The organism is Streptomyces sp. NPDC102274 (genome assembly GCF_044766385.1).
Taxonomy (GTDB): domain Bacteria; phylum Actinomycetota; class Actinomycetes; order Streptomycetales; family Streptomycetaceae; genus Streptomyces.
The window spans coordinates 49,864-69,151 of record NZ_JBIWLW010000035.1 but is presented as its reverse complement, the minus strand read 5'-3'; the positions used below and the strand labels follow the sequence as shown (position 1 = coordinate 69,151).

20 protein-coding genes and 5 pseudogenes are annotated in these 19,288 nt (G+C 70.2%); 15 read left to right on the top strand and 10 right to left on the bottom strand.

The features are described 5' to 3' along the window. Positions 1–365: 365 nt before the first annotated feature. Positions 366–1,004: a TetR/AcrR family transcriptional regulator gene (locus ACIRQP_RS33955; RefSeq protein ID WP_403897183.1), complete on the bottom strand. Its 639-nt coding sequence runs from the start codon at positions 1,002–1,004 to the stop codon at positions 366–368. Positions 1,005–1,129: 125 nt separating this feature from the next. Between ACIRQP_RS33955 and ACIRQP_RS33950 the strand changes: the two genes are divergently transcribed. From ACIRQP_RS33950 to ACIRQP_RS33940, 3 genes are read left to right on the top strand one after another with little or no spacing between them, the layout of a single operon-like run. Continuing rightward, positions 1,130–2,605, top strand: a complete 1,476-nt coding sequence (locus tag ACIRQP_RS33950) for an amidohydrolase family protein (RefSeq protein ID WP_403897180.1) — start codon at positions 1,130–1,132, stop codon at positions 2,603–2,605. Then, positions 2,602–3,684 (top strand): amidohydrolase family protein, encoded by a 1,083-nt coding sequence (locus tag ACIRQP_RS33945; protein ID WP_403897177.1) that lies wholly within the window; start codon positions 2,602–2,604, stop codon positions 3,682–3,684. The genes ACIRQP_RS33950 and ACIRQP_RS33945 overlap by 4 nt, the downstream gene beginning before the upstream one ends. Beyond that, complete coding sequence (locus tag ACIRQP_RS33940; RefSeq protein ID WP_403897175.1) at positions 3,677–5,218, top strand: aldehyde dehydrogenase family protein; 1,542 nt, start codon at positions 3,677–3,679, stop codon at positions 5,216–5,218. The genes ACIRQP_RS33945 and ACIRQP_RS33940 overlap by 8 nt, the downstream gene beginning before the upstream one ends. 67 nt (positions 5,219–5,285) lie before the next feature. On the opposite strand, the gene ACIRQP_RS33935 is transcribed toward ACIRQP_RS33940, so the two are convergent. Further along, a complete protein-coding gene (locus ACIRQP_RS33935; RefSeq protein ID WP_403897172.1) occupies positions 5,286–5,921 on the bottom strand; it encodes a TetR/AcrR family transcriptional regulator in 636 nt (211 codons plus the stop codon). Positions 5,922–6,171: 250 nt separating this feature from the next. Here ACIRQP_RS33935 and ACIRQP_RS33930 point away from each other — a divergent pair, with 250 nt between their 5' ends. From ACIRQP_RS33930 to ACIRQP_RS33920, 3 genes are all read left to right on the top strand, one after another. Continuing rightward, positions 6,172–6,420, top strand: a complete 249-nt coding sequence (locus tag ACIRQP_RS33930) for a hypothetical protein (protein WP_403897169.1) — start codon at positions 6,172–6,174, stop codon at positions 6,418–6,420. Between the two features lie 195 nt (positions 6,421–6,615). Then, positions 6,616–7,179, top strand: a complete 564-nt coding sequence (locus tag ACIRQP_RS33925; protein ID WP_403897166.1) for a hypothetical protein — start codon at positions 6,616–6,618, stop codon at positions 7,177–7,179. Positions 7,180–7,404: 225 nt separating this feature from the next. Further along, positions 7,405–7,767 (top strand): hypothetical protein, encoded by a 363-nt coding sequence (locus tag ACIRQP_RS33920; RefSeq protein WP_403897164.1) that lies wholly within the window; start codon positions 7,405–7,407, stop codon positions 7,765–7,767. Here ACIRQP_RS33920 and ACIRQP_RS33915 read toward each other — a convergent pair. Next, positions 7,692–8,339 (bottom strand): alpha/beta fold hydrolase, encoded by a 648-nt coding sequence (locus ACIRQP_RS33915; RefSeq protein ID WP_403897257.1) that lies wholly within the window; start codon positions 8,337–8,339, stop codon positions 7,692–7,694. The genes ACIRQP_RS33920 and ACIRQP_RS33915 overlap by 76 nt on opposite strands. A gap of 134 nt (positions 8,340–8,473) precedes the next feature. On the opposite strand from ACIRQP_RS33915, the gene ACIRQP_RS33910 reads away from it, so the two are divergent. The 4 genes and pseudogenes from ACIRQP_RS33910 to ACIRQP_RS33895 all read left to right on the top strand — a co-directional run bounded on the left by ACIRQP_RS33910 (position 8,474) and on the right by ACIRQP_RS33895 (position 11,217). Continuing rightward, positions 8,474–10,210 carry an NACHT domain-containing protein gene (locus tag ACIRQP_RS33910; RefSeq protein WP_403897161.1) on the top strand — a complete coding sequence of 579 codons (1,737 nt, stop codon included), beginning with the start codon at positions 8,474–8,476 and terminating at the stop codon, positions 10,208–10,210. A 141-nt stretch (positions 10,211–10,351) separates the two neighbouring features. Further along, positions 10,352–10,531: pseudogene (locus tag ACIRQP_RS33905) on the top strand (hypothetical protein); the annotation flags it as partial. Next, positions 10,523–10,891 (top strand): amidohydrolase family protein, encoded by a 369-nt coding sequence (locus ACIRQP_RS33900; RefSeq protein ID WP_403897255.1) that lies wholly within the window; start codon positions 10,523–10,525, stop codon positions 10,889–10,891. The pseudogene ACIRQP_RS33905 and the gene ACIRQP_RS33900, both read left to right, overlap by 9 nt. Before the next feature lie 5 nt (positions 10,892–10,896). Next, positions 10,897–11,217, top strand: coding sequence for a NifU family protein (locus tag ACIRQP_RS33895; protein WP_403897158.1), 321 nt, complete (start codon positions 10,897–10,899; stop codon positions 11,215–11,217). A gap of 131 nt (positions 11,218–11,348) precedes the next feature. Here the strand turns inward: ACIRQP_RS33895 and ACIRQP_RS33890 are convergent, their stop codons facing one another. Next, positions 11,349–12,254 carry an NADP-dependent oxidoreductase gene (locus ACIRQP_RS33890; protein WP_403897155.1) on the bottom strand — a complete coding sequence of 302 codons (906 nt, stop codon included), beginning with the start codon at positions 12,252–12,254 and terminating at the stop codon, positions 11,349–11,351. A gap of 146 nt (positions 12,255–12,400) precedes the next feature. On the opposite strand from ACIRQP_RS33890, the gene ACIRQP_RS33885 reads away from it, so the two are divergent. After that, entirely contained in the window at positions 12,401–12,766 is a 366-nt protein-coding gene (locus tag ACIRQP_RS33885) for a MerR family transcriptional regulator (RefSeq protein WP_403897153.1), read from the top strand. Between the two features lie 3 nt (positions 12,767–12,769). On the opposite strand, the pseudogene ACIRQP_RS33880 reads toward ACIRQP_RS33885, so the two are convergent. Then, positions 12,770–12,979, bottom strand: a pseudogene (locus ACIRQP_RS33880) (transposase); the annotation flags it as partial. Positions 12,980–13,080: 101 nt separating this feature from the next. Here ACIRQP_RS33880 and ACIRQP_RS33875 point away from each other — a divergent pair. After that, positions 13,081–13,740, top strand: coding sequence for an RraA family protein (locus tag ACIRQP_RS33875; protein ID WP_403897150.1), 660 nt, complete (start codon positions 13,081–13,083; stop codon positions 13,738–13,740). A gap of 115 nt (positions 13,741–13,855) precedes the next feature. On the opposite strand, the gene ACIRQP_RS33870 is transcribed toward ACIRQP_RS33875, so the two are convergent. The 3 genes and pseudogenes from ACIRQP_RS33870 to ACIRQP_RS33860 form a co-directional block, all read right to left on the bottom strand. After that, the gene (locus ACIRQP_RS33870; protein ID WP_403897147.1) at positions 13,856–14,206 is read right to left on the bottom strand and encodes a hypothetical protein; all 351 of its coding nucleotides are present in this window, start codon (positions 14,204–14,206) and stop codon (positions 13,856–13,858) included. 12 nt (positions 14,207–14,218) lie between these two features. After that, positions 14,219–14,386, bottom strand: a pseudogene (locus ACIRQP_RS33865) (hypothetical protein); the annotation flags it as partial. Next, positions 14,383–14,961: a TetR/AcrR family transcriptional regulator gene (locus ACIRQP_RS33860; RefSeq protein WP_403897144.1), complete on the bottom strand. Its 579-nt coding sequence runs from the start codon at positions 14,959–14,961 to the stop codon at positions 14,383–14,385. The pseudogene ACIRQP_RS33865 and the gene ACIRQP_RS33860, both read right to left, overlap by 4 nt. 91 nt (positions 14,962–15,052) lie before the next feature. Between ACIRQP_RS33860 and ACIRQP_RS33855 the strand changes: the two genes are divergently transcribed. Together ACIRQP_RS33855 and ACIRQP_RS33850 are read left to right on the top strand one after the other, a co-directional pair. Continuing rightward, positions 15,053–15,499 carry an anthrone oxygenase family protein gene (locus ACIRQP_RS33855; protein ID WP_403897142.1) on the top strand — a complete coding sequence of 149 codons (447 nt, stop codon included), beginning with the start codon at positions 15,053–15,055 and terminating at the stop codon, positions 15,497–15,499. Positions 15,500–16,112: 613 nt separating this feature from the next. Continuing rightward, positions 16,113–16,226 (top strand): annotated as a pseudogene (locus ACIRQP_RS33850) (alpha/beta hydrolase); the annotation flags it as partial. 263 nt (positions 16,227–16,489) lie between these two features. On the opposite strand, the gene ACIRQP_RS33845 reads toward ACIRQP_RS33850, so the two are convergent. After that, a complete protein-coding gene (locus tag ACIRQP_RS33845) occupies positions 16,490–17,533 on the bottom strand; it encodes a hypothetical protein (RefSeq protein ID WP_403897262.1) in 1,044 nt (347 codons plus the stop codon). Further along, positions 17,530–17,889 carry a PadR family transcriptional regulator gene (locus tag ACIRQP_RS33840; RefSeq protein WP_403897139.1) on the bottom strand — a complete coding sequence of 120 codons (360 nt, stop codon included), beginning with the start codon at positions 17,887–17,889 and terminating at the stop codon, positions 17,530–17,532. The genes ACIRQP_RS33845 and ACIRQP_RS33840 overlap by 4 nt, the downstream gene beginning before the upstream one ends. A gap of 397 nt (positions 17,890–18,286) precedes the next feature. Between ACIRQP_RS33840 and ACIRQP_RS33835 the strand changes: the two are divergent. Next, positions 18,287–18,625 (top strand): annotated as a pseudogene (locus ACIRQP_RS33835) (DUF317 domain-containing protein); the annotation flags it as partial. Positions 18,626–19,288: the final 663 nt, after the last annotated feature.

Genomic DNA, 19,288 nt, shown 5'->3' with positions numbered 1-19,288 from the left:
GTTCGGCGCAGCGGGGGCCGGGTGCGGCGGGGAGATCCGTGCCAGGCCGGGCAGACACGGCGGCGCGCCGCCTCCTGTCCCGTAACCACGAACTGCCGGGAACTGCCGGGTCGGAGTGGAATGGGAGCCTCATCCACCGGGAATCGCGGCCTTGTTGGCGGGGAGTGTCATAGGCGTGGGCGCCGACGGGCCTCCCACGGTCGGCAGGGGCCGGGCTGCGGCTGCCGCTGATGGCGGCGGGCCGTTGAACGCGGCACATGCCCTGTTCACCGGCCCGGCCATACGAATCAGACGCACCACCTGGGGGTCGTGGTCGCGACGGTCGTCCCACCGGGCCGCTGACCCGGGGCGGGTCCTGCCCCGGCCTACCGGTGGCCGGCGGTCAGGCCGGCCGCCCAGGCGCGTACGGCGGAGCGGACGACGGTGTCCGTGTTCTCGCCGGTGGCGAAGTGGGGGGTGAGGAGGTCGTTGGCGGCGAGGATGGCGACGCCGTGGGCGATGGCCCACAGGCGGCTCGCGGTCGCCTCCGGATCAGCGGGCAGGTGGGCGACAGCGTCCAGCAGGGCCGAGTGCGCGCGATCGGCTGCGGCGAGCAGCTCGGTAGCGCCGGTCTTGTCGAGGCCCGAGGTGAACATCAGGGCGAAGCGGGCCGGTGAGGCGGCGGCGAAGGCGACGTAGACGGCGCTCATCTCCTCCGGGAGCGCCGCGGGGTCTTCGGCATGAGCTCGTACGACCGTTTCCAGGGTGTCGGCGAGCGCGGTGAAGCCCTCGGTCGCGGCGGCGGTGATCACCGCGTCCCGGTCGGCGAAGTGCCGGTAGGGGGCAGCGACCGAGACGTTGGCGCGGCGGGCCGCCTCGGAGAGGGTGAAGCCGTTCACGCCGCGCTCGCGGACAAGTTCGAGGACCGCGTCCATGATCGCGCGGCGCAGGTCACCGTGGTGGTAGGAGCGCTGTCCGCCCTCGCCGCCCCGGCCCTTGTGGCCGGTATCCGCCGTCTCCGTCATGGGTGTCCCTTCTGCACGCCATCCCAATGTTGAGGCTTTTCACATTACCAGCTACGGTGATGTTAAATGCTTTCACATTCGAGGGCTTCGGTCTTCACCCGGCCCTTTTCCAGGGAGGCACAGCCATGACTTCAGCCACGCTGGTCAGGGGCGGCACCGTGCTCGTCGGCGCCCCGCGCGACGGCCGTATGCTCCGCGCGGACGTCCTGATCGAGGACGGGACGATCACGCGGATCGGCACCGAGATCGGCGGTGTGCCGGCGACGGCCCGGGTCGTCGACGCGTCCGACATGTACGTCCTGCCGGGCTTCGTCGACACCCACCACCACCTGTGGGAGACGGTTCTGCGCGGCATGACCGCCGAGTGGAACATCATCGACTTCGCCTGGGGCGTCCGCTTCCACCACGCGGGGGCCCAGAAGCCCGAGGACGTCTACGCCGGTACGTACGCGGGCGCCGTCGCGGCCCTTGAGGCCGGTATCACGACGACCATCGACTTCGCGCACGCCGTGAACACCCCCGACCACGCCCGCGAGGGGATACGGGCCGTCACGGACGCCGGTATCCGCGCCCTGTGGTGCTACGGCCTGACGGACGCCCCTTCCCCCAGGCCGTACTTCGCCTCCCACGAGGCACGCCTCGCCGACCTGCGGGCCCTGCGCGCGGAGCGCTTCGCGGCGGACGACGCCCGTTCCCTCGTACGGCTCGGAGTCGCCGTCAACGACATCGGCGGCGTCCCCTGGGACGCGACCCGCGCCGAGTTCCTGCTCGCCCGTGAGCTCGGGCTGACGGTGACCGCGCACACCGACTCGATATGGGGCGCCGTGCGCGCGCCGGAGATCGAGTGGCTCCACCGGGACGGGCTGCTCGGTCCGGGCCACATCCACGCGCACGTCAACGCCGCGTCCGACGCGGAGCTGAAGCTGCTCGCCGACAGCGGCGCCGGGGTGTCCAGCACCCCGGAGACCGAACTCCAGATGGGCCTGGGCCTTCCCGTCTTCGCCCGTGCCGCCGAACTGGGCATCCCCTCCGGTCTCGGCACCGACATCCAGGCCAACAACGCCGCCGATCCCTTCGCCTGGATGCGGGTGGCCCTGCACACCGAGAACGCCCACCGCCACCGGGCGGCGCTGGACTCGCCGTACGGCACCGGCGCGCTCGGCGCCCCGCACCTGAGCCCGCGTGACGTGCTCCACCACGCGACACTCGGCGGCGCCGAGGTGCTAGGACTCGGGTCGGTCACAGGCTCGCTGGAGCCGGGCAAGGCCGCCGACCTCGTGCTGCTGCGCACCGACGGGGTGCACCAGCGGCCGGTCCTCGACCCGATGGCGACGATCGTGCTCCATTCGCGGGCCTCGGACATCGACACGGTCCTGGTCGGCGGCGCGATGGTCAAGGAGCGCGGACGCCTCACGGGAGAGCGGTCCGCGCAGGCGGTGCGCGAAGTCGAGGGTGCCTGGGAGCGGCTGGAGCCCCGTATCGAGGCGCGCGGCGGTCGGCTGCCGGAGAAGCCGGAGGGACTGCTGCGACAGATGGCGCAGGCCGCGGTGGCCAACGCGCCGGCCTGGGCGTCGGAGTCTGCCGAGGGCAGCGTGTCATGAGTGGGGGCTTCACCGGGAACCCCGGCGATGAGCCGTCCGTCGATGTCCACGCGCACGCCCTGCTTCCGCGGATCGAGGCGATGGTGGCGGGCAGCCCCGCGCTCGACCGGCGGCGGCAGGTGGAACTGCGGTGCCAGGGGCAGGAGTCGGCCGAGGTGTCGGTCCGCATGGTCCGGGAGCGGATCCCCAGCCTCGTCGACGCCGAGGTCCGGCTGGCCGACATGGCCCGTACGGGGATCGATGTGCAGTTGGTATCGGTCACCCCGGCCCAGTTCCACTACTGGGCCGGACCCGACCAGGCCATGGACCTGAGCCAGGCCGTCAACGAGGGGATCGCCGCGCACTGCGCGCAGCGGCCCGGCCAACTCGCCGGGCTGGGCGTCGTGCCGCTGCAACACCCCGAACTCGCCGTCGCCGCACTGGAACACGCGGTACGGGACTGCGGCCTGAAGGGCGTCGAGATCTCCACCTACGCCCCCGATCCCACAGGCGACGGACTCATCGAGCTGTCGGACCCCCGGCTGGAGCCGTTGTGGCAGCGGGCGCAGGAACTGGAAGCGCTCATCTTCCTCCACCCCTTCGGCTGCGAACTCGGCACACGCCTGGACCGCTGGAACCTGGCCAACACCATCGGCCAGCCCCTGGAGCACGCCATCGCGCTCTCCCATCTCATCTTCGCCGGGGTCCTGGACCGCCACCCCGCGCTGCGGCTCCTGGCCGCGCACGGCGGCGGCTACCTGCCCGCCTACCTCGGACGCGGCGACCACGCCTGGCGGGTCCGCCCCGACGCGGCCACCTGCGAGCGGCCACCGAGCAGCTACCCGCGCGACGTCCACGTCGACTCGCTCGTCCACTCCCCGACCCAACTCCGCTCTCTGGTCGACCAGTTGGGATCCGACCGCGTGCTGCTGGGTACCGACCACCCCTTCGACATGGGCGAACCCGACCCCCTCGGACAGCTGAAGGCCGCCGCCCTGTCCCCCGAGCAGCAGCGGGACGTGGCGAGCGGCAACGCCCGCCGCCTGAACCTGCTGCCCACCCCCGCATCACCGCCACGAAAGGAGCACGACCGTGCCTGAGCCCGTCACCCTCTCCCGTTGGTCCTCCAGCCGCCCCGACGAGCGATTCCCCGTGCACAACCCCGCAACCGGTGAACTCCTGACCATCGTCCAGGGCGGCGGCACGACCGAGATCGACGCCGCGGTCCGCGCCGCGCACGAGGGCTTCCTGTCCTGGAGCCGCCGCACGCCGCGCGAGCGCGGCACGTACCTGCGCAAGGCCGCGGAGCTGGTCCGCGCCCATGCCGACGAGCTGGCCGCCCTGGAATGCAGCGAGGTCGGCAAGCCTTACAGTCAGGCCCGCACGTTCGATCTGCAGGCGTGCGTCGGCGTCTTCGACTTCTTCGCCTCGCTGGCCGAGGAGCTCCCCGGCGGCGCCCGCGACGTCGGCTTCGCCCTCGACATCACCACGCTCCAGCCCTACGGAGTGATCGGCGCGATCGTCCCCTTCAACTGGCCGCCCATCCACACCGCGGGCAAGACCGCCCCCGCTCTCGCCGTCGGCAACGCGGTCGTCATCAAGCCGCCGGAGGAGGCACCGCTGACCATCATGCGGATCGTCGAGCTCCTGCGCGAGGTGCTCCCCGACGACGTGGTCCACGTCGTGCCCGGGGGCCCCGACGCCGGAGCAGCCCTCACCAGCCACCCGCTGGTGCGAAAGGTGTCTTTCACCGGCGCCCCTGCCACCGGCACGGCCGTGATCAAGTCTGCCGCCGAGAACCTCACGCCGACGATCATGGAGCTGGGAGGCAAGAACCCGCTGATCGTTTTCGCCGACGCCGACCTGGACGCCGCCCTCGCCGCGGCTGTGGAGGGCGGCTACTTCAACCAGGGCGAAGCCTGTACCGCCGCCTCCCGGCTGCTCGTACAGCGCCCGGTCCACGACGAGATGGTCGCCCGCATGACCGAGGCGGTACCCCGGCTGAAGGTCGGTGACGGCGCCGACCCCCGCACCCACGTAGGCCCCTTGGTCACCGCCGCTCACCAGCGCCGCGTCCGCGACTACATTGACATCGGCGTACGGGAAGGCGCGAAGCTCGCGGCCCAGGCGCCCCTCCCCACGGACCCCGTCCTCGCCGACGGCTTCTACGTGGCACCCACCCTGTTCACCGAGGTGAACCCGGACATGCGCATCGCCCGCGAGGAGATCTTCGGCCCCGTGGTCGCGGTCATCCCCTTCGAGGACGAAGCAGAAGCCGTCCGCATCGCCAACGGCACCGACTTCGGCCTGCTGTGTGCGGTTTTCACGGCCGACTCCGAGCGCGCCCTGCGGGTCGGCCGGAGCGTCGAGGCCGGCGTCGTCCTGGTCAACAACTACAACCGCGCCGCCCTCGACAGCCCCTTCGGCGGTACCAAGGCCAGCGGCTACGGCCGCGAACACGCTGCCGAGACCCTGCGTGAGTTCGGCTACACCAAGGCCGTCCGACTCCCCAACGGCCAGGCACCCGTCCCGCGCTGGCCCGCCCTCGCCGAGATCCTCGCTGCTCACGTCGTGTCTCCGGCGCCGAGCCGTGGCGGCGTCCGGCATCCGGCCTGCGCACCCTCGCCGAGGTGATCGACCGTCCCGGCATTTAGCGACGCGCCATGAGCGTCTTGCCTGTCAACGGCGGTGACGCGAGAGCTCAGGGAGCCACGCCTGTGGTGTCGGAGGTGGCCGGGCCTGGCGCAGGCGCTGAGGCGGTGCGCGCCTGCAGGATCCCTTCGACGCCCTGCAGGAAGGTTTCGGAGACCAGTTCGGGGTCGAAGAGGCAGCCGGCCGCCATGGCGCCGTCCCTGAGCATGACGAGGTGCCGGCCGGCTGCGTCGGCGGGTGCGTCGCCGGTCTGTGCCAGCAGGTCCGTGACGGTGTTCAGGAACCATTGCCGGTGGGCCAGGACGGCCTGGTGGATCGGGTGGTCGGGATCGGGATACTCGGCCGCCGCGTTGAGGAAGGCGCAGCCGCGGAAACCGGTGGACTGGATGCCGTCGGCGATGGACCTGCAGACGGCCCGGACCTTATCGACCACCGACTGGCTGCTTGCCTGCGCCGCGGCGATCTGTCCCCGGATTCCCTGGTCGGCCTGGCCGAGATACGCGAGGACGAGTTCTTCCTTACCGGAGAAGTGCCGGTACAGCGTGGCCCGGGTCACCTGCGCCTCCGCGGTGATCCGGTCGATGCCGACGGAGTGGATCCCCTCTGCGTAGAAGATCTCGGTTGCTTTGTTGAGCAGCCGCGCTCGCGCTGCGGATGCGCTGCCGCCGTCTGGGCTCCTACTCATGCGGTACAGCGTACCAAGCCGATGAAGTAGAACGTTCGGTCTTGACAGTGGCTACGCCGGTCCCGTTAAATCTCGCGACAAGACAGAACGTTCTCCATCCTGATTGGTAGTGCCTTCATGGCTCTCCGTCGCGACATCGTTTTCCCGGGTGTGGCCCTGGCCGCTGTGGCCGGCTTCGTGACCCTGCCGGCCGCCGTCTCCCAGCCGTCCCCGGCCCCCGAGCCCGCCACACACCAGGGGAAGCCTGCTGGTGACAAGCCGACCGTGGTGCTGGTGCATGGGCGCCTACGCCGACTCCTCCAGCTGGAACGGCGTGAACCAGCGGCTCCGGCACGACGCCTACCGGGTGCGTGCCGCCGCCAATCCGTTGCGCGGCCTGCCGACGGACACCGCCGCCCTCAAGGACGTCCTCCACAGCTCGACGGCCCGGTCGTCCTGGCCGGACACTCCTGCGGCGGCGCGGTCATCAGCAACGCCGCGGCCGGCGACAGCGACGTGAAGGCACTCGCCCCCGACACGGGCGAACGCCTGGGCAACTGGCCCAGCCCGTGGCGCACCCGCTGCCCGAACTGCTCCTCACGCCGGTTCCCACCGCCGCCGCGGACGGCCTCATGCACTTGATCGAAGAAGCGGACCACGGCACGCGATGACCCACCCGTCTCACCTCACTACACCACCACTGAAAGGCACCCCCATGGACACCCTCGTGAGCACCGCCCCCTCCAGCGTTCCCGTGACGTTGCGGAAGCTGTACTTCCTGCGCTTCGCGTTCGCCGCCGTGTGGGCCGCCCTGCTGTTCGCGACCGCCGGCACACTCGGCCCGCTCAGTGTGACGCTGCTGGTGATCTACCCCCTGTTCGACGTGGCGGCCGCGATCGTCGACGTCCGGTCCGCCAGGACGAACGGCACCACGGCTCCTGCCCTGTACGTGAACATCGCGATCAGCTCGCTGGCAGCCATCGCCCTGGCCGTCGCCGCCACGTCCGGCATCCCGGCCGTGCTGCGGGTCTGGGGAGTCTGGGCCGTCACCTCGGGAATCGTCCAACTCGTCGCGGGCGCCGTCCGCCGGAAACTGGGCGGCCAGTGGGCGATGATCATCAGCGGCGCCATCTCCGCTTTCGCCGGTGCGTCGTTCTTCGCGCAGGCCGGCAGCGAGAACCCCTCGCTGGGAGTCCTCGCCGGCTACTCCTTCCTCGGCGGCGTCTTCTTCCTCATCTCCGCGTTCCGCCTGAACCGCTCGGCGCGCAACGGGGCATGACCTCGACTGCTCCTCAAGGGTCACCTGCCGGAGCAGTAACCGCCTCAGCAGCCCCTCAGCGCATGCGGTGTCGCCCGCGTCGGCAGCTCTGCTAACACCAATGCCGACACCAATCCGCGAAAGCGGACAGCGAGGCGACAGCCATGTCAGACTCGACCAACAATGGAGCTCCGGGTAGTGGCGAGTTGGTGTGATGAGAGCCCTCGTCCTACCGGAGCTGCCGCGGTGGCAGTGGTGCTCCAGTACGGTTTCGGCACCATCGACGGCGCCTACTGGCCTGCCGCGCTGGGGCTTTCGCTCGGCATGGCCGCCATCTCACTGCCGTTCCTCGGGTTCGCGGCGCTGCTCGGGCCGGCCGGACTCGGCCTCGGAGCCACCCTGATGCTCTTCCTGGGCAACCCCCTGTCGGGCATCGCCGCCGGCCCGGCGTACCTGCCCGACGGCTGGGGCGACGTCGGCCGGTTGCTCCGGACGCGCCGTCGCCGTGATCTCCGGCCGACAACCTCGACCGGCTATGCGGCGAGTGTCGCCAGGGTCTGCTCGGGTGCGGTGAGGATCGAGAAGTGGCCTTGGCCGGGATGGATGTGAAGGCGTGCGCCCGGTATCGCCGCGGCGAAGCGGCGGGCGTGCTGGAGCGGGACGGTAGTGTCGGCGTCCCCCTGGTGGATCGACGTGGGCACCCTGATCGACTTGAGGTCGAAACCCCAGGGTCGGGTCAGCACGCGCAGATCCTGCCCGACTCCCCAGCTGCCGCGGTGGAACGCTCGCAGGTAGTTGGTCAGGAAGGCCGCGCGCGCGTCCGACCGGGCGAGAGCACGCCGGTCGCCGGCGGGCATCTCGCTGGTCGCCAGACGAAGGAACAGCCCTGGTGCCCGGCGCGCCAGCGTGGCCAGGCGGCCCAGAGACCAGCCACCGAGGGCCGGAGCGTGCCGGGCGATCTGCAAGGACGCGCGCTGCCCGGCTGCCATCCCGCGGGTGGGCCAGGCAGGCGGGCCAACGGGCGCGATGAGCAGCAGGCTGCGGACGCGGTCAGGCAGCTCGGACGCGCATGCGGCCGCGAACGCTCCGCCACCCGAGACGCCGAGCAGCGCCACCGAGCCGACGTCCAACGCGTCAAGGACCAGGGTGGCTTCCGCGGCCCAGTCCACGACCCGCGGCAGGCAACGGGCGTCGGTGCCCCCGATGCCGGGGCGATCCGGGGCGATGAGGCGCAGTCCACCGCTGGCACAACGCTGTTCTCACCACGGCCGACGAGCCCGAGGAACGCCAAGCGGTGGAACGCTGCCGAGACGCCTTGCGGAGCAATCTGCGGCAGAAGCACGACCTGTATCGCCTGGCTACCAATCCGCTGATGTGCGCACTCATCTGCGCCTTGCACCGCGACCGGCTCACACATCTTCCCGAGCGTCGCATGGAGTTGTACGCCGCCGCACTCAACATGCTGCTCGTGCGCCGCGACAAGGAGCGTGAGATCCCCGTGCCGACAGGGCTCGCGCCCACGGAGGAGGCGCAGGTCCAGCTGCTCCAGAGGATCGCGTACTGGCTGATCCGCAACGGACGCTCTGAGGCGGTCCAGACGACCGCGGTGCGCATCATCCGCGAAAAGCTCCCGACCATGCCGCAAATGGCGCCGCCCGACCATGCCGAGGATGTCTTTGCCTATCTGCTGCTGCGCAGCGGGCTGCTCCGGGAACCGTCCGCCGGCATGGTGGACTTCATTCACCGCACCTTCCAGGACTACCTGGGGGCAAAGGCCGCCGTTGAGGCCGAGGACCTCGACCTGCTTGCCGAGTCGGGCCGTGATGACCAATGGGAGGACGTGATCCGGCTCACCATCGGTCACGCCCGGGACGGTGAACGCGCCTACCTTCTACGCAAGTTGGTCCAGTTGGGTGACCAGACCGTCGACCTGCCGTTGCGCCGCCGCTACCACCTGCTCGCTGCCGCCGCCCTCGAACACGCGACGACCCTTGACCCGGCCGTCCGCGCTGCGGTCACGCTTCGGGCGTCAACCCTGATCCCACCCGACACCCCGGCCGACGGGGAACAGCTGGCCACCGCTGGGGATATCGTCCTCGGCCTGCGGCCCGGCCCCGAGCAACTGACGCCGGAACAGGCCCGGGCGACAGTGATGACCATCGCCCGGATCGGGGGAGAGGCCGCGCTCGATCAGCTGGCCCGTTTCAAGCGCGTCGCCGACCGCAGCGTACGTCAGGAAGTCGCCCTGCCCTGGCCCTACTTCGACGCCCGCTCCTTCGCCGAGGAGATTCTGGTCGGGCTTCCGGTCGACGACCTGACCCTGCACCTGTCCGGCCCCGAGCAGATTGCCTGCCTGGACGCGCTCGACCGCATTCCGCACCTGTCCCTGCGGGGCCAGATGCTGTCGGCCAACCTCGTCGACGCCGTCGCGCCGCTGGAGGTCCACTCTCTGTCAATCGCTCCGTCCAGCGCGGTATCGGTCACACTGCCGTCCCTTGCCCCGCTGAGCGGGCTGCGCCGTCTCGCTGTCGAGTCGTGCGACGTCATCACAGACCTGACCGCGCTCGCTGACAGCCCGGCCGAGGAACTCGTCCTGCACCGGCTGCCCGACGGCGCGAACCTCGCCTTCCTCACCCGGGCCGCGAACCTGAAGTCTCTGAGACTGTCCTCCTCGCATGGCGTTCCACTCCCCACGCTGCCGCTGCCCCAGGTCACCTCACACAACTTGGAGGGTGTCCTGACGGGTGAACAGATCCCGGACCTTGCCGATGCCTTCCCTTCGCTCAGCTCCCTGACCCTGCGCCTGACCTGCCAGAGATACCAGGCGTCCGTCGACCTGTCCCCGCTGCGAAACGTATTGCGGGGAGAGGCCGACGTCACCCTCGTGGACGCCGGTAAAGTCCATTGCCTCGACGCTCTCCCTGACAACCGGGTCTCGGTACGACACGAGGGCAGGGATAGGCCGGAGGGACGGGCCAGGTCCGGCATCCTGCAACGCTTCCGAGCGCGCCCCCCGGGCAGCGGCACTCACAGACTCCATGAATGCCCGTGATCGACTTCAGTCCGGCGAGCAAGGCTGGTGAGCATCCCAGAGTCTGCCGACACCGCCGTCCTCATTGAACGGCGCGGAGGCCGAGGGCAACACCCCGGAGCGGTGCGCGTCGAGGAACTCGCCCAGCAGGGCTTCGCCCTGATGGAGAATCCGATCGCCGACCCGACGCGGCCACAGGCTGCTGGACACGCCGGGCGCCTGGCTCTTCCACGGCAGCCCGACCACGCCTCCGTCACCCCCTACGCCCCCGCCCCGGGAGCTCCGGCCGAACTGCTCGCCCAGCTGCGCGCCGACCGGCGCGCGGACCGGTGGGTGCCGGCCCTCCTCGACGAGGCCGTGTCGATCGCGGCCCGGTTCCCCAACGTCTACCTGGCACTTTCCGGAGTGCTGAACTATCTGCGTATCGCGCCGACCGAAGTGCATCACCAGTTGGGGAAGGTGCTGCGCGATGTCGGCCCGCACAAGCTCATCTGGGGTTCCGAGGCAGCGATGACCGGGCCGCCCGCGCCGTTTCTCAAGAACTTCGCCGAGCTGACGCTACCCGAGGAACTGTGCGACGGCTGGGGCTACCCGCAGATCACCCGCGAGGACAAGCGGATGATCCTCGGCGGGAACATGGCCGGACTGCTGGGCATCGACGTGCCCGGCAAGCTGGAGCAGTTGGACAAAGCAGGGCGGTGAAAGCGATGGAACGATCCGTACTGGCCGAACGCGTCCGCCAGGTGTCGGCCTACATCCGCATGCACGCCGGCGGCCTTGAGCTGAGGCACATCACCGACGACGGCGAGGTGCAAGTGCAGTTCACCGGCATGTGCACAGGATGTCCGTACCGACCGGTGACGATGGCCGCGACCGTACGGCCCGCCCTCATGGAAATCGACGGCGTGACGTCGGTGACCGTCGTAGGCAGCCGCGTCTCCGAACAGGCTGAACGACGGGTCGCCGCGAACCTGCGGGGGCATAGGACCGGCATCCCGATCTGGCCCGCCGAAGACGCAGCGGAATGATGCTGCCGCGGGCACCGCCTCGACAGCGTCGGAGTCGGACCGGCAAACCGGCACAGCACTTCGCAACCGGCTACCGAGGCGTGGGCTTCCCGCGGCCGAAGCCGCGGGAGGCCCCGAACGGTGGGACAAGCTCAGATGCGGACCACGATCTTCCCCCGCGTGTGTCCGCGCTCGGCGTATGCGTGCGCTTCCGCGATCCGTTCGAGCGGGTAGGTCCGCTCGATGCGCGGTGTGTAGCGGCCTTGCCGGCCGAGTTCGCCCGCTTCGGCGAGGAGCGTGGAGTCGTTCTCCGCGTTGGCCAGATGCACACCGAGTCGATGCGCGTTGGCGTAGTCGGCGATCGTCGACACGCGAGCAGGGTCGCCCACGATCGCGATGAGATCGGCCAGGGACCCGGAGGCCGCAGTGTCGAGCGCGATGTCGACACCGTCCGGAGCGAGAGTGGCGAGGCGCTCGGCGAGGCCGGTGCCGTAGGTGGTCGGAACGGCTCCGAGAGAGGTGAGGAACTCGTGGTTGCGTTCGCTGGCCGTCCCGATCACGGTGGCGCCCTGAGCCACCGCGATCTCGACCGCGACACTGCCCACGCCTCCGGCGGCGCCCTCGACGAGAAGGGTGCGCCCCCGCAGGGGACCGAGCGCCTTCAGCCCGCCCATCGCGGTCACGGATGCCAGACCGGCGCCGGCGGCCTCCTCGTCGGTCCACGTGGTAGGCGCGTGGGCCCAGGCCGAGAGCACGGCCAGCTCCGCTGTCGCGCCGGTGACGCCGCCCAGCCCGAAGACACGGTCGCCGATGCTCATCCCCTGCACGCCCGCACCGATCTCGTCGACCACGCCGGCGGCATCACGCCCAGGAATCGCGGGCAGGTCCACGGGGAGCACCTCGCGCACTGCACCGGAACGCACCTTCCAGTCGACGGGATTGACGCCGGCCGCCGCGACGCGGACGCGGATCTCGCCGGGCCCGGGATGCGGGTCCGGCACCTGCTCGACCACCAGGGTCTCCACACCGCCGTACTCGTGATAACGGACTGCGCGCATGACGTTCTGCCTTTCCACGCGGCCTGAACCGGCCGTTCGTGAGATCAGTGGGGTGAATGTTCGGCGAGCGCCGACAACCATTACGCTAAAACCTGACGTTGGCGTCAGGTGCAAGTCGGGCGGGCCGCCCGAACAGAGGAGGACCGGTGCGCATCGGTGAGGTCGCCGACAAGGCGGGAGTGAGCGTCCGGGCGCTGCGGTACTACGAGGAACAGGATCTGCTCCAGGCGTGCCGCAGCCCCGGCGGCCAGCGGCATTACCCCGACACCGCCGTCCCCCGAGTCCGGCTGATCCAACAGCTGTATGCTGCGGGCCTCCCGAGCAGAGTGGTCCGCGAGGTGCTGCCGTGCGTGGACTCGGGTGAAACGCCCCCGGCGCTCCTGGACCAGCTGACGGCCGAGCGTGTCCGCATCGACCAGCGGATCACCGACCTGCTCGCTGTGCGCGGCCGGCTCGACGACGTGATCGCTATCACGCGGGACCCTGATTCCGACTGCTCTCACGTGCGGTGAAGGTTACTGCCGCAACGACTTCAGACGTCGCCGGCAGATGAGTGCGCGTCCGAGGGTGAGGAAGGCTTCGTGGATGTCGTCGCGTGTCTCCCAGCGGATGCGTAGGCGGCGGAACCAGTGCAGGTGGGCGAAGGCGTGCTCGACGACCGAGCGCCGGGTACCCAGGCCGGAGCCGTGCTCGGTGCCGCGGCGGGCGATCAATGGTTTCACGCCGAGAGCCCAGACCTCCGCGGCTCCGAGCCATGCGAAGTTCGTGGCGTAATGCACCATATTGTGTGCTTATGCATACTTTTCGCGAACGAGGAGGCCCAGGAATGGAAACCGGCGAACGCCTGATCGACCTCGCGCAGCGCGTGGGAACGGCCGACGTCGTGGACGCCCTGGGGCGGCTGCATCGACATCGCAGTCACCTGGTCGATCTGGCAAGTCCCGCGCCCGACCGGCTGCTGTTCGGCCCTGCGGTGACGATCTCCTTCTTCCCTTCGTGTGAGGCCGCGCTTCCCGCGGAGAAGTTCAATTTCTCCGCCCTGTTCGGCGAGGCGGTCCGCGAAGGGGGCGCCGGCCGCGTCCTGGTGATGGCGAGCAATGGATATCCCGGTACCTCGATGGCTGGCGGGACGAAGCTTTCCCTGCTGAGGGGCACGGGTGTAGTCGGCGTTCTGGCCGATGGACGGATCCGCGATTTCGGCGAGTTGGCCCACACGGAGCTCGCGGTCTACTGCGGGGGCGAGGCCGTCGCGTGGGGAGGCGCCACCATCACGCCCTTCGAGGCCAACCGGCCCGTGGTACTGGACGGGGTCGCGGTCAGGCCAGGTGACTACGTGTTCGCACAGGGTTCGAGCGCGGCGGTCATCCCGCGGGACCAGGCACTCGACGTGCTCCAGGACGCCGAGCGGACGGTACGGGAGGAGGCCGCCCTGGCAGACCGATGGAGCAGGGGCGTCGGCACATCCGGACAGGCGGACGTCCGATGAGACCGGTGGCTGCTCCATCGCCGCCAAGACCTTCTCGCCCCCGTGCTTCTCGATGATCTCCACCAAGGGCAGCACGTCCGCCCAGTCGGGGTCGTCCTCCGCGTACTCAACGTGCTCACCCCCGTTCCGGAAGAGGACGAGATCGGGGTGTGACGCGCGCAGGCCCGAGTTCAACGCACCAGCGGCCTTCGCCAGTTCGGTGAGCGCCATCTTCCCGTTGACCGGAGCGACCCTTGTGCCCTCGTACAGCAGCGTGAAAAATCTCGGCGATCGCGCCGCCGTTCGTCCGGCACAGCAGCGCGTCCACCGTGCCCAGGGGGCCGATGCAGGTGTCGATGGTGGGCGTGCCACGCAGCTGCGGGGGTGACTCGACGATCGAGAGCCACCGGTTCGCCTCGTCAGCCAGGCGCCGCCCGAACCAAAAAGACTGCGACAGCGTCAACTGCCGCCCGTCGAAGCCGGTCATGACGTCGCGGGCGCCGCGCCATCCGTAGATCGCCTGTGCTGAGTCCCCGACCATGATCAGCTGCGCGTGCGCACGCTGGGCGTTGCGGCTCCGCCGCGTGGGCGCAAGTGGCCAGAAGCGATGCCGTGGGCCGGCGGCCGGGCCGCAAGCCCCCGGCTGCCCGCCCGGACGGTGCGTCAGACCATGGCGAGCCGGTCCACCAGCAGCTCCACCCTCCGCTCGGCGTCCCCCGGCGGCAGCCGTCCCGCCCGGGTCAGGGTCGCCAGCCCGTGCAGGGCCGCCCAGAACACCTCGGTGAACAGCGCCGGGTGGACGCCGTCCCCGGCGACCTCACCGAGGCTCTCCAACAGGGCGGCGAAGGCGTCCTTCAGAGGCTCGGGGGTGTCCTCCCTCGCGAACGCCAGGCCGCCGTCGAGCTGGAACATGGCGTCGTAGACCGCCGGGTTACGTTCGGCGAAGTCGAGGTAGGCGCGGGCGAGGGTGGTGACCCGGGCGCGCGGGCCGTCCACGGCGGAGGCCGCGGCCCGCACCGCCGCGGCCATCTCGGCGGCGCCCTCGAGGGCGACAGCACCGATGATCTCGCGCTTGCCGCGAAAGTGGCTGTAGAGGACGGGCTGGCTGTACTCGATGCGCTCGGCGAGCCGGCGGGTGGTGACCGCGTCCCAGCCCTGCTGCTCGGCGAGTTCGCGGGCCGTCGCCACGATGAGACGTTCGCGGCCCGCCCGTTCGCGCTCCTTGCGTTCCTTTACCGACATGATTCGATCCTAGCACCGCTAGACAATCGAGCGACAGCAGTGCTAGCGTCGCCTCGTCATCTAGCAACGCTAGATCCCAGGAGGGGTCATCATGCTCAATGCACTCGAGGTCTTCACCACCGTGGCCGTCGGCGTGATGGTGGGGGTGGAGTTCTCCGTCGCCTTCTTCGTCAACCCGATCCTCGACGGCCTCCCCGGCGACAACGGCCTGCGCGGCCGCACCCACGGGGCCCGGCTGCTCGGCGCCGTGATGCCGTTCTGGTACATCGGCTCGCTCGTCCTCGCCGCAATCTGGGCTGTCGCCGGATGGCACCACCACGGCGCCGGCCTCGTCGTCACCGCCGCCGCGCTGCTGATCCTCAGCGTGGTCATGTCGATCCTGCTGCTCGTCCCGATCAACAACCGGGTCAAGACGTGGACCGCCGACGGCCTGCCGGCCGACTGGAAGCAGCAGATGAACCGCTGGGATCGCTTCCACTACGTCCGCGTCGCCGTCATCATCGCCGCCTTCGCCCTGCTGGTCGCCGCCCTCGTCTGAGCCCGCGGGCCGAGACCGCGCGGGTGGCGCGCACTTCCCCTAATCCGCGGGCGGTAGCGGACCACCGAAATCCCGCTCCCTCCATGGGACGCGCCAGCCGGTCTTCGACCTGATGAGCACCCCCGCCAGGGTGACTCGCGTGTACCGAAAGACATTGGGACCGTTCTGTGGCGATCGGCGCCATGGCGAGGCCGGTGAACAGCACCCAAGGAACCACGACGTTATCGACACCAGCGACACAGACGCCTTCCTCGGCCTGGACGTTGGCAAAGGTGAACACCACGCCACCGCCATCACCACGGCCGGGAAGTGAGGCGCGGACGTCGGTGATGCCGGCCTCGGCGGCCAGGCGACGGGCGGCACGTTCGTTGTCGCCGGTCAGCAGGACCGGGGTGCGGCCGGTCAATTCGGTGAGCGCGGCCACGGTCGCCTGGGCGTCCGGCCGTAGCCGCTCGGAGTACGACGGCACCCACGCCAAACCCGCCCGGCCCCGGGCGGTGCTGCTGGACTGCTTGGTGGCGGAGGCCCGTTGTAAACGGGAGCCAGGGGCGCGCCGGGCCCACCACGGAGGCTCATGGCGGCGGCATCGTCGGCACTCCCGAAAGGCACGACCATGCGATGCACTTCCGAACAGCGCCTCGACGACGGCGTCCTCGAACGCGAATTCACCCTCGGCGAGATCCCCGGCGTCCTGTGGACGCCTGGACCCGCACCGGCTTCGCTGCCACCCGCCGTGCCCAGGTCGTGGAGTTCGCGGTGCGCTCGGACAGCGCCTCACGACCCACGCTCCTCCCAGTCGGGCCGTGACGCGAGCCGACGCGATGCCTGCCGCCGTGGCGAGGCATGGTGCCAGGGCACGCGAGCCCGGCATGATCCAAACGAGAGGCCCTGGAGCGGCCATGCTGGGCCCCGCCGCTGCTGTGGGTCGCCGACCCGCGATGAGGTCAAGGAGAGCCCGAGTGTGCCGAATTCCAGGTCCGTCACAATCTTTCAGGTACGGGTTTTTGAAAGGGACGCGGCCAGCCGCAGCAGGATCAGGGTCAGGGCCGCGAGACAGACCCACAAAGCCCAGCCGAAGTCGCTGTTGACGGCGCGGTCCAGCCCGTGGCCCGCGAACAGCACGCCGAGCAGCGCGAGATACCCACCTTCGCGTGTCCACCAGGCCCGCCGACCTGACTGGTCGGCCAACTCCAGTGCGTAGACCTCCACAGGGCCGAACTCCTCAGCCGGGGCGCGCCCGGTGGCATCGAGGTGAAGCCGGGTCTCGGCGAGCAGTTGCCGCACGCGACGGCGGGGGATGCCATGCCTGCCGGACAGCAGGCCGGCGAGGTGACCGAGCCACCGATCAGTCTCTGACGCGTCGGCTCCGGAGACCGCAGATTCCATGCTGCCCGACTCTTGGCCGGGCGCGCTCGTGGCTCTGCGCCGCGAGCCGGCCGAGGGTTCCAGCCACCAGCCAAAGAGAGCGAGTGATGCCCCGCCCACGGCGAACGCCCACGCCGGTAGCTGCCCCATGGTCTCGCGCGACAGTCCGAGGAAGGCAACGGCACCAGCCATGACCAGGACCAGGACGCCTACCGCGGCGGAGGCCGCGGCCTTGAGCCGCCCGGCGGTACGCAAAGCAAGGACCGAGCCAGTTGCCACCATCGCGGCCATGACCAGGACGGACCCGGCGACGCCCGCGAACGTGAGCTTCACCCACCCCTCACCGCGGACCAGCGCCAGCCCAGACCCGACCACCAGCGAGAGGGCAACTCCATGCACGCCTACGCGTAGATGATCGGCCGGACGAAGACCGGCCCAGTCCCGCCCGGCCCGCTCACCGACCGGGTCGCGCTCCCGGGCGACCCGTAAGGCGTATTCGTTCGGATCCCCGAAAGCGTCCCTCGGGTGTTCGCCCGTCTCCGCGCAGTGCTCGGCGACCTCTCCGATCACATCCTCCACCGCGGCCCGGTCCATGCCCGGCTGCAGGGCCAACCGCAGCTCCAGACGCGCCGCCCACTTCTCACTCGTCTCACTTTGCTGTGCAGTCATCCGTCCCCCTCGTTGATTCGATCCGTCCCCAGCAGGCCGTCCATCAGGACCGAGAACCGGGCCCACTGCGCCCGCTGGCCCCGGAGCCTGTCGAGCCCCGTCTCGGTGAGCGCGTAGACCTTTCGTCCTGGCCCGTTCTCGCCTGGTTTCCACGTGGCACTCACCACCCCGTCGCGCTCCATCCGCCCCAGCACCGGATACAGAGCGCCTCCCCGCACCTGACCGAAACCGTGCTCGGCCAGGCGCTGCGCCAGTGCATAGCCATGTCCGGCTCCCTCGGCCAGGACCGCGGCGAGAGCGAGTTCGAGAGCTCCCCGCAGCCACCCCGTCTGCCAGTCAGTCGTTGCGTCTGTCATCCCACCCCCTAGATAGGGATCCCGAGTATTACTGAACTGGAACTAGTACGAGAATAGACTAGATGGTCTCGGGCGGCACCGATTACGCCGGGGCCCGCGCCCGGGACGTCGCCCGGACCATCGCCTCCTACGAATCGCCCGTCGGCGTACGCACCTGGCACGCCACCGCCACCGCCGGTACCCCCACCGACATGATCGAGACCCTCCTCAAGAGCCTCGACACCGCCGCCGCATGGACCGACCGGACCAGCGAGCCCCTCACCGAACGCACCCTGACGACGGTCACCCGCCCGCTGACCGAATTCAGCTGGACACAGACCATCAACGGACACGACATCAACTGGCCCGCGCCCGACGGTGAAACAGGTCTCCGCCTCGACGTCGCCGCGCCGGCGCTCCCTCCAGCCACTCCGGGAGCGTCTGGACCGTCTGGGGCGGCAACACCGCCGAACAACCCGCGTGGACCCTGGAATTCTCCGCCCACGCGCCGGCCGCCGTACTGCAGGACCTCACCTACGAACTCGCTCTCACCCACTCTGCACGAACAGCACACCCGCCGACGGCGCCTAGGGCCTCTCGTTTGGATCAGGCCGGGCTCGCGAGCCCTGGCACCATGCCTCGCCACGTTGTCGTCAGTCGCCGACTCCCCCACAGCCTCAAGGGCGTGGGAGGTGCCCCCTCCGCGTCGGCTCCCACCTCCGCCTCGCGATCCACGGCACCAGCCCCCGCTCCCTGATCCGGCCTGATCCAAACGAAAGACCCTAGCCACGGACACGAAGCCAGCCGCCCCGCGACACCCATGGCACCGCCCGTCACCGGCACCGGGTCGTCCCGTCCGCAGCAGACAGACCAGCCCCGGACAACGCACCGGGGTGAAAACCCCTTTGTTCCACGCAAGGCCCCACCAATTTCACGTCAACCCGCTCCGGACGTGGGCTTCCGACCGGACAGCCCGCTCCACCGGGGGGGAACTGCGCGGCGATCAGACGTCTCATCAGGGCGGCGCCGATGCCGGGGCGGCCGTCGGGGGAATCGGGACCATCCCACGATGATCGGCCCGGGCGATCGCGCCGGGCCACGCGTCTATCACGGGCTCGTCGCGCGTCCTGGCGGTGCGCGCCGGGGGCCGGGCCGGGAAACCCGGCAGGGCCCTGAGCAGCTTCCGTTCGCGGAGGGCGAGGTCCTTGTCAGGGCGCGTCTTCCTCGGTAGGACTGTGCGCGTAGGTGATCACCCGAACTCCAGTGCGGGGTCCGGGGGCACCTACTCATGGTTGCCGGACGCATCGTGGAGGTGACGATCAGGGTGATGAGCGTGCGTCGCCGGTCATCCGGCGTCATCTCGGCGAAACGACCGCAGGTGTCCCGACCGCGCCCTGCCTCCGTGACCGTGGACGGCGCC

What these genes read in the sequence shown, in the direction of transcription:
- ACIRQP_RS33955 (WP_403897183.1), bottom strand. Translation starts at nt 1,004, where the DNA reads ATGACGGAGACGGCGGATACCGGCCACAAGGGCCGGGGCGGCGAGGGC.
- ACIRQP_RS33950 (WP_403897180.1), top strand. Translation starts at nt 1,130, where the DNA reads ATGACTTCAGCCACGCTGGTCAGGGGCGGCACCGTGCTCGTCGGCGCC.
- ACIRQP_RS33945 (WP_403897177.1), top strand. Translation starts at nt 2,602, where the DNA reads ATGAGTGGGGGCTTCACCGGGAACCCCGGCGATGAGCCGTCCGTCGAT.
- ACIRQP_RS33935 (WP_403897172.1), bottom strand. Translation starts at nt 5,921, where the DNA reads ATGAGTAGGAGCCCAGACGGCGGCAGCGCATCCGCAGCGCGAGCGCGG.
- ACIRQP_RS33925 (WP_403897166.1), top strand. Translation starts at nt 6,616, where the DNA reads ATGGACACCCTCGTGAGCACCGCCCCCTCCAGCGTTCCCGTGACGTTG.
- ACIRQP_RS33895 (WP_403897158.1), top strand. Translation starts at nt 10,897, where the DNA reads ATGGAACGATCCGTACTGGCCGAACGCGTCCGCCAGGTGTCGGCCTAC.
- ACIRQP_RS33890 (WP_403897155.1), bottom strand. Translation starts at nt 12,254, where the DNA reads ATGCGCGCAGTCCGTTATCACGAGTACGGCGGTGTGGAGACCCTGGTG.
- ACIRQP_RS33875 (WP_403897150.1), top strand. Translation starts at nt 13,081, where the DNA reads ATGGAAACCGGCGAACGCCTGATCGACCTCGCGCAGCGCGTGGGAACG.
- ACIRQP_RS33870 (WP_403897147.1), bottom strand. Translation starts at nt 14,206, where the DNA reads ATGACCGGCTTCGACGGGCGGCAGTTGACGCTGTCGCAGTCTTTTTGG.
- ACIRQP_RS33860 (WP_403897144.1), bottom strand. Translation starts at nt 14,961, where the DNA reads ATGTCGGTAAAGGAACGCAAGGAGCGCGAACGGGCGGGCCGCGAACGT.
- ACIRQP_RS33855 (WP_403897142.1), top strand. Translation starts at nt 15,053, where the DNA reads ATGCTCAATGCACTCGAGGTCTTCACCACCGTGGCCGTCGGCGTGATG.
- ACIRQP_RS33845 (WP_403897262.1), bottom strand. Translation starts at nt 17,533, where the DNA reads ATGACTGCACAGCAAAGTGAGACGAGTGAGAAGTGGGCGGCGCGTCTG.
- ACIRQP_RS33840 (WP_403897139.1), bottom strand. Translation starts at nt 17,889, where the DNA reads ATGACAGACGCAACGACTGACTGGCAGACGGGGTGGCTGCGGGGAGCT.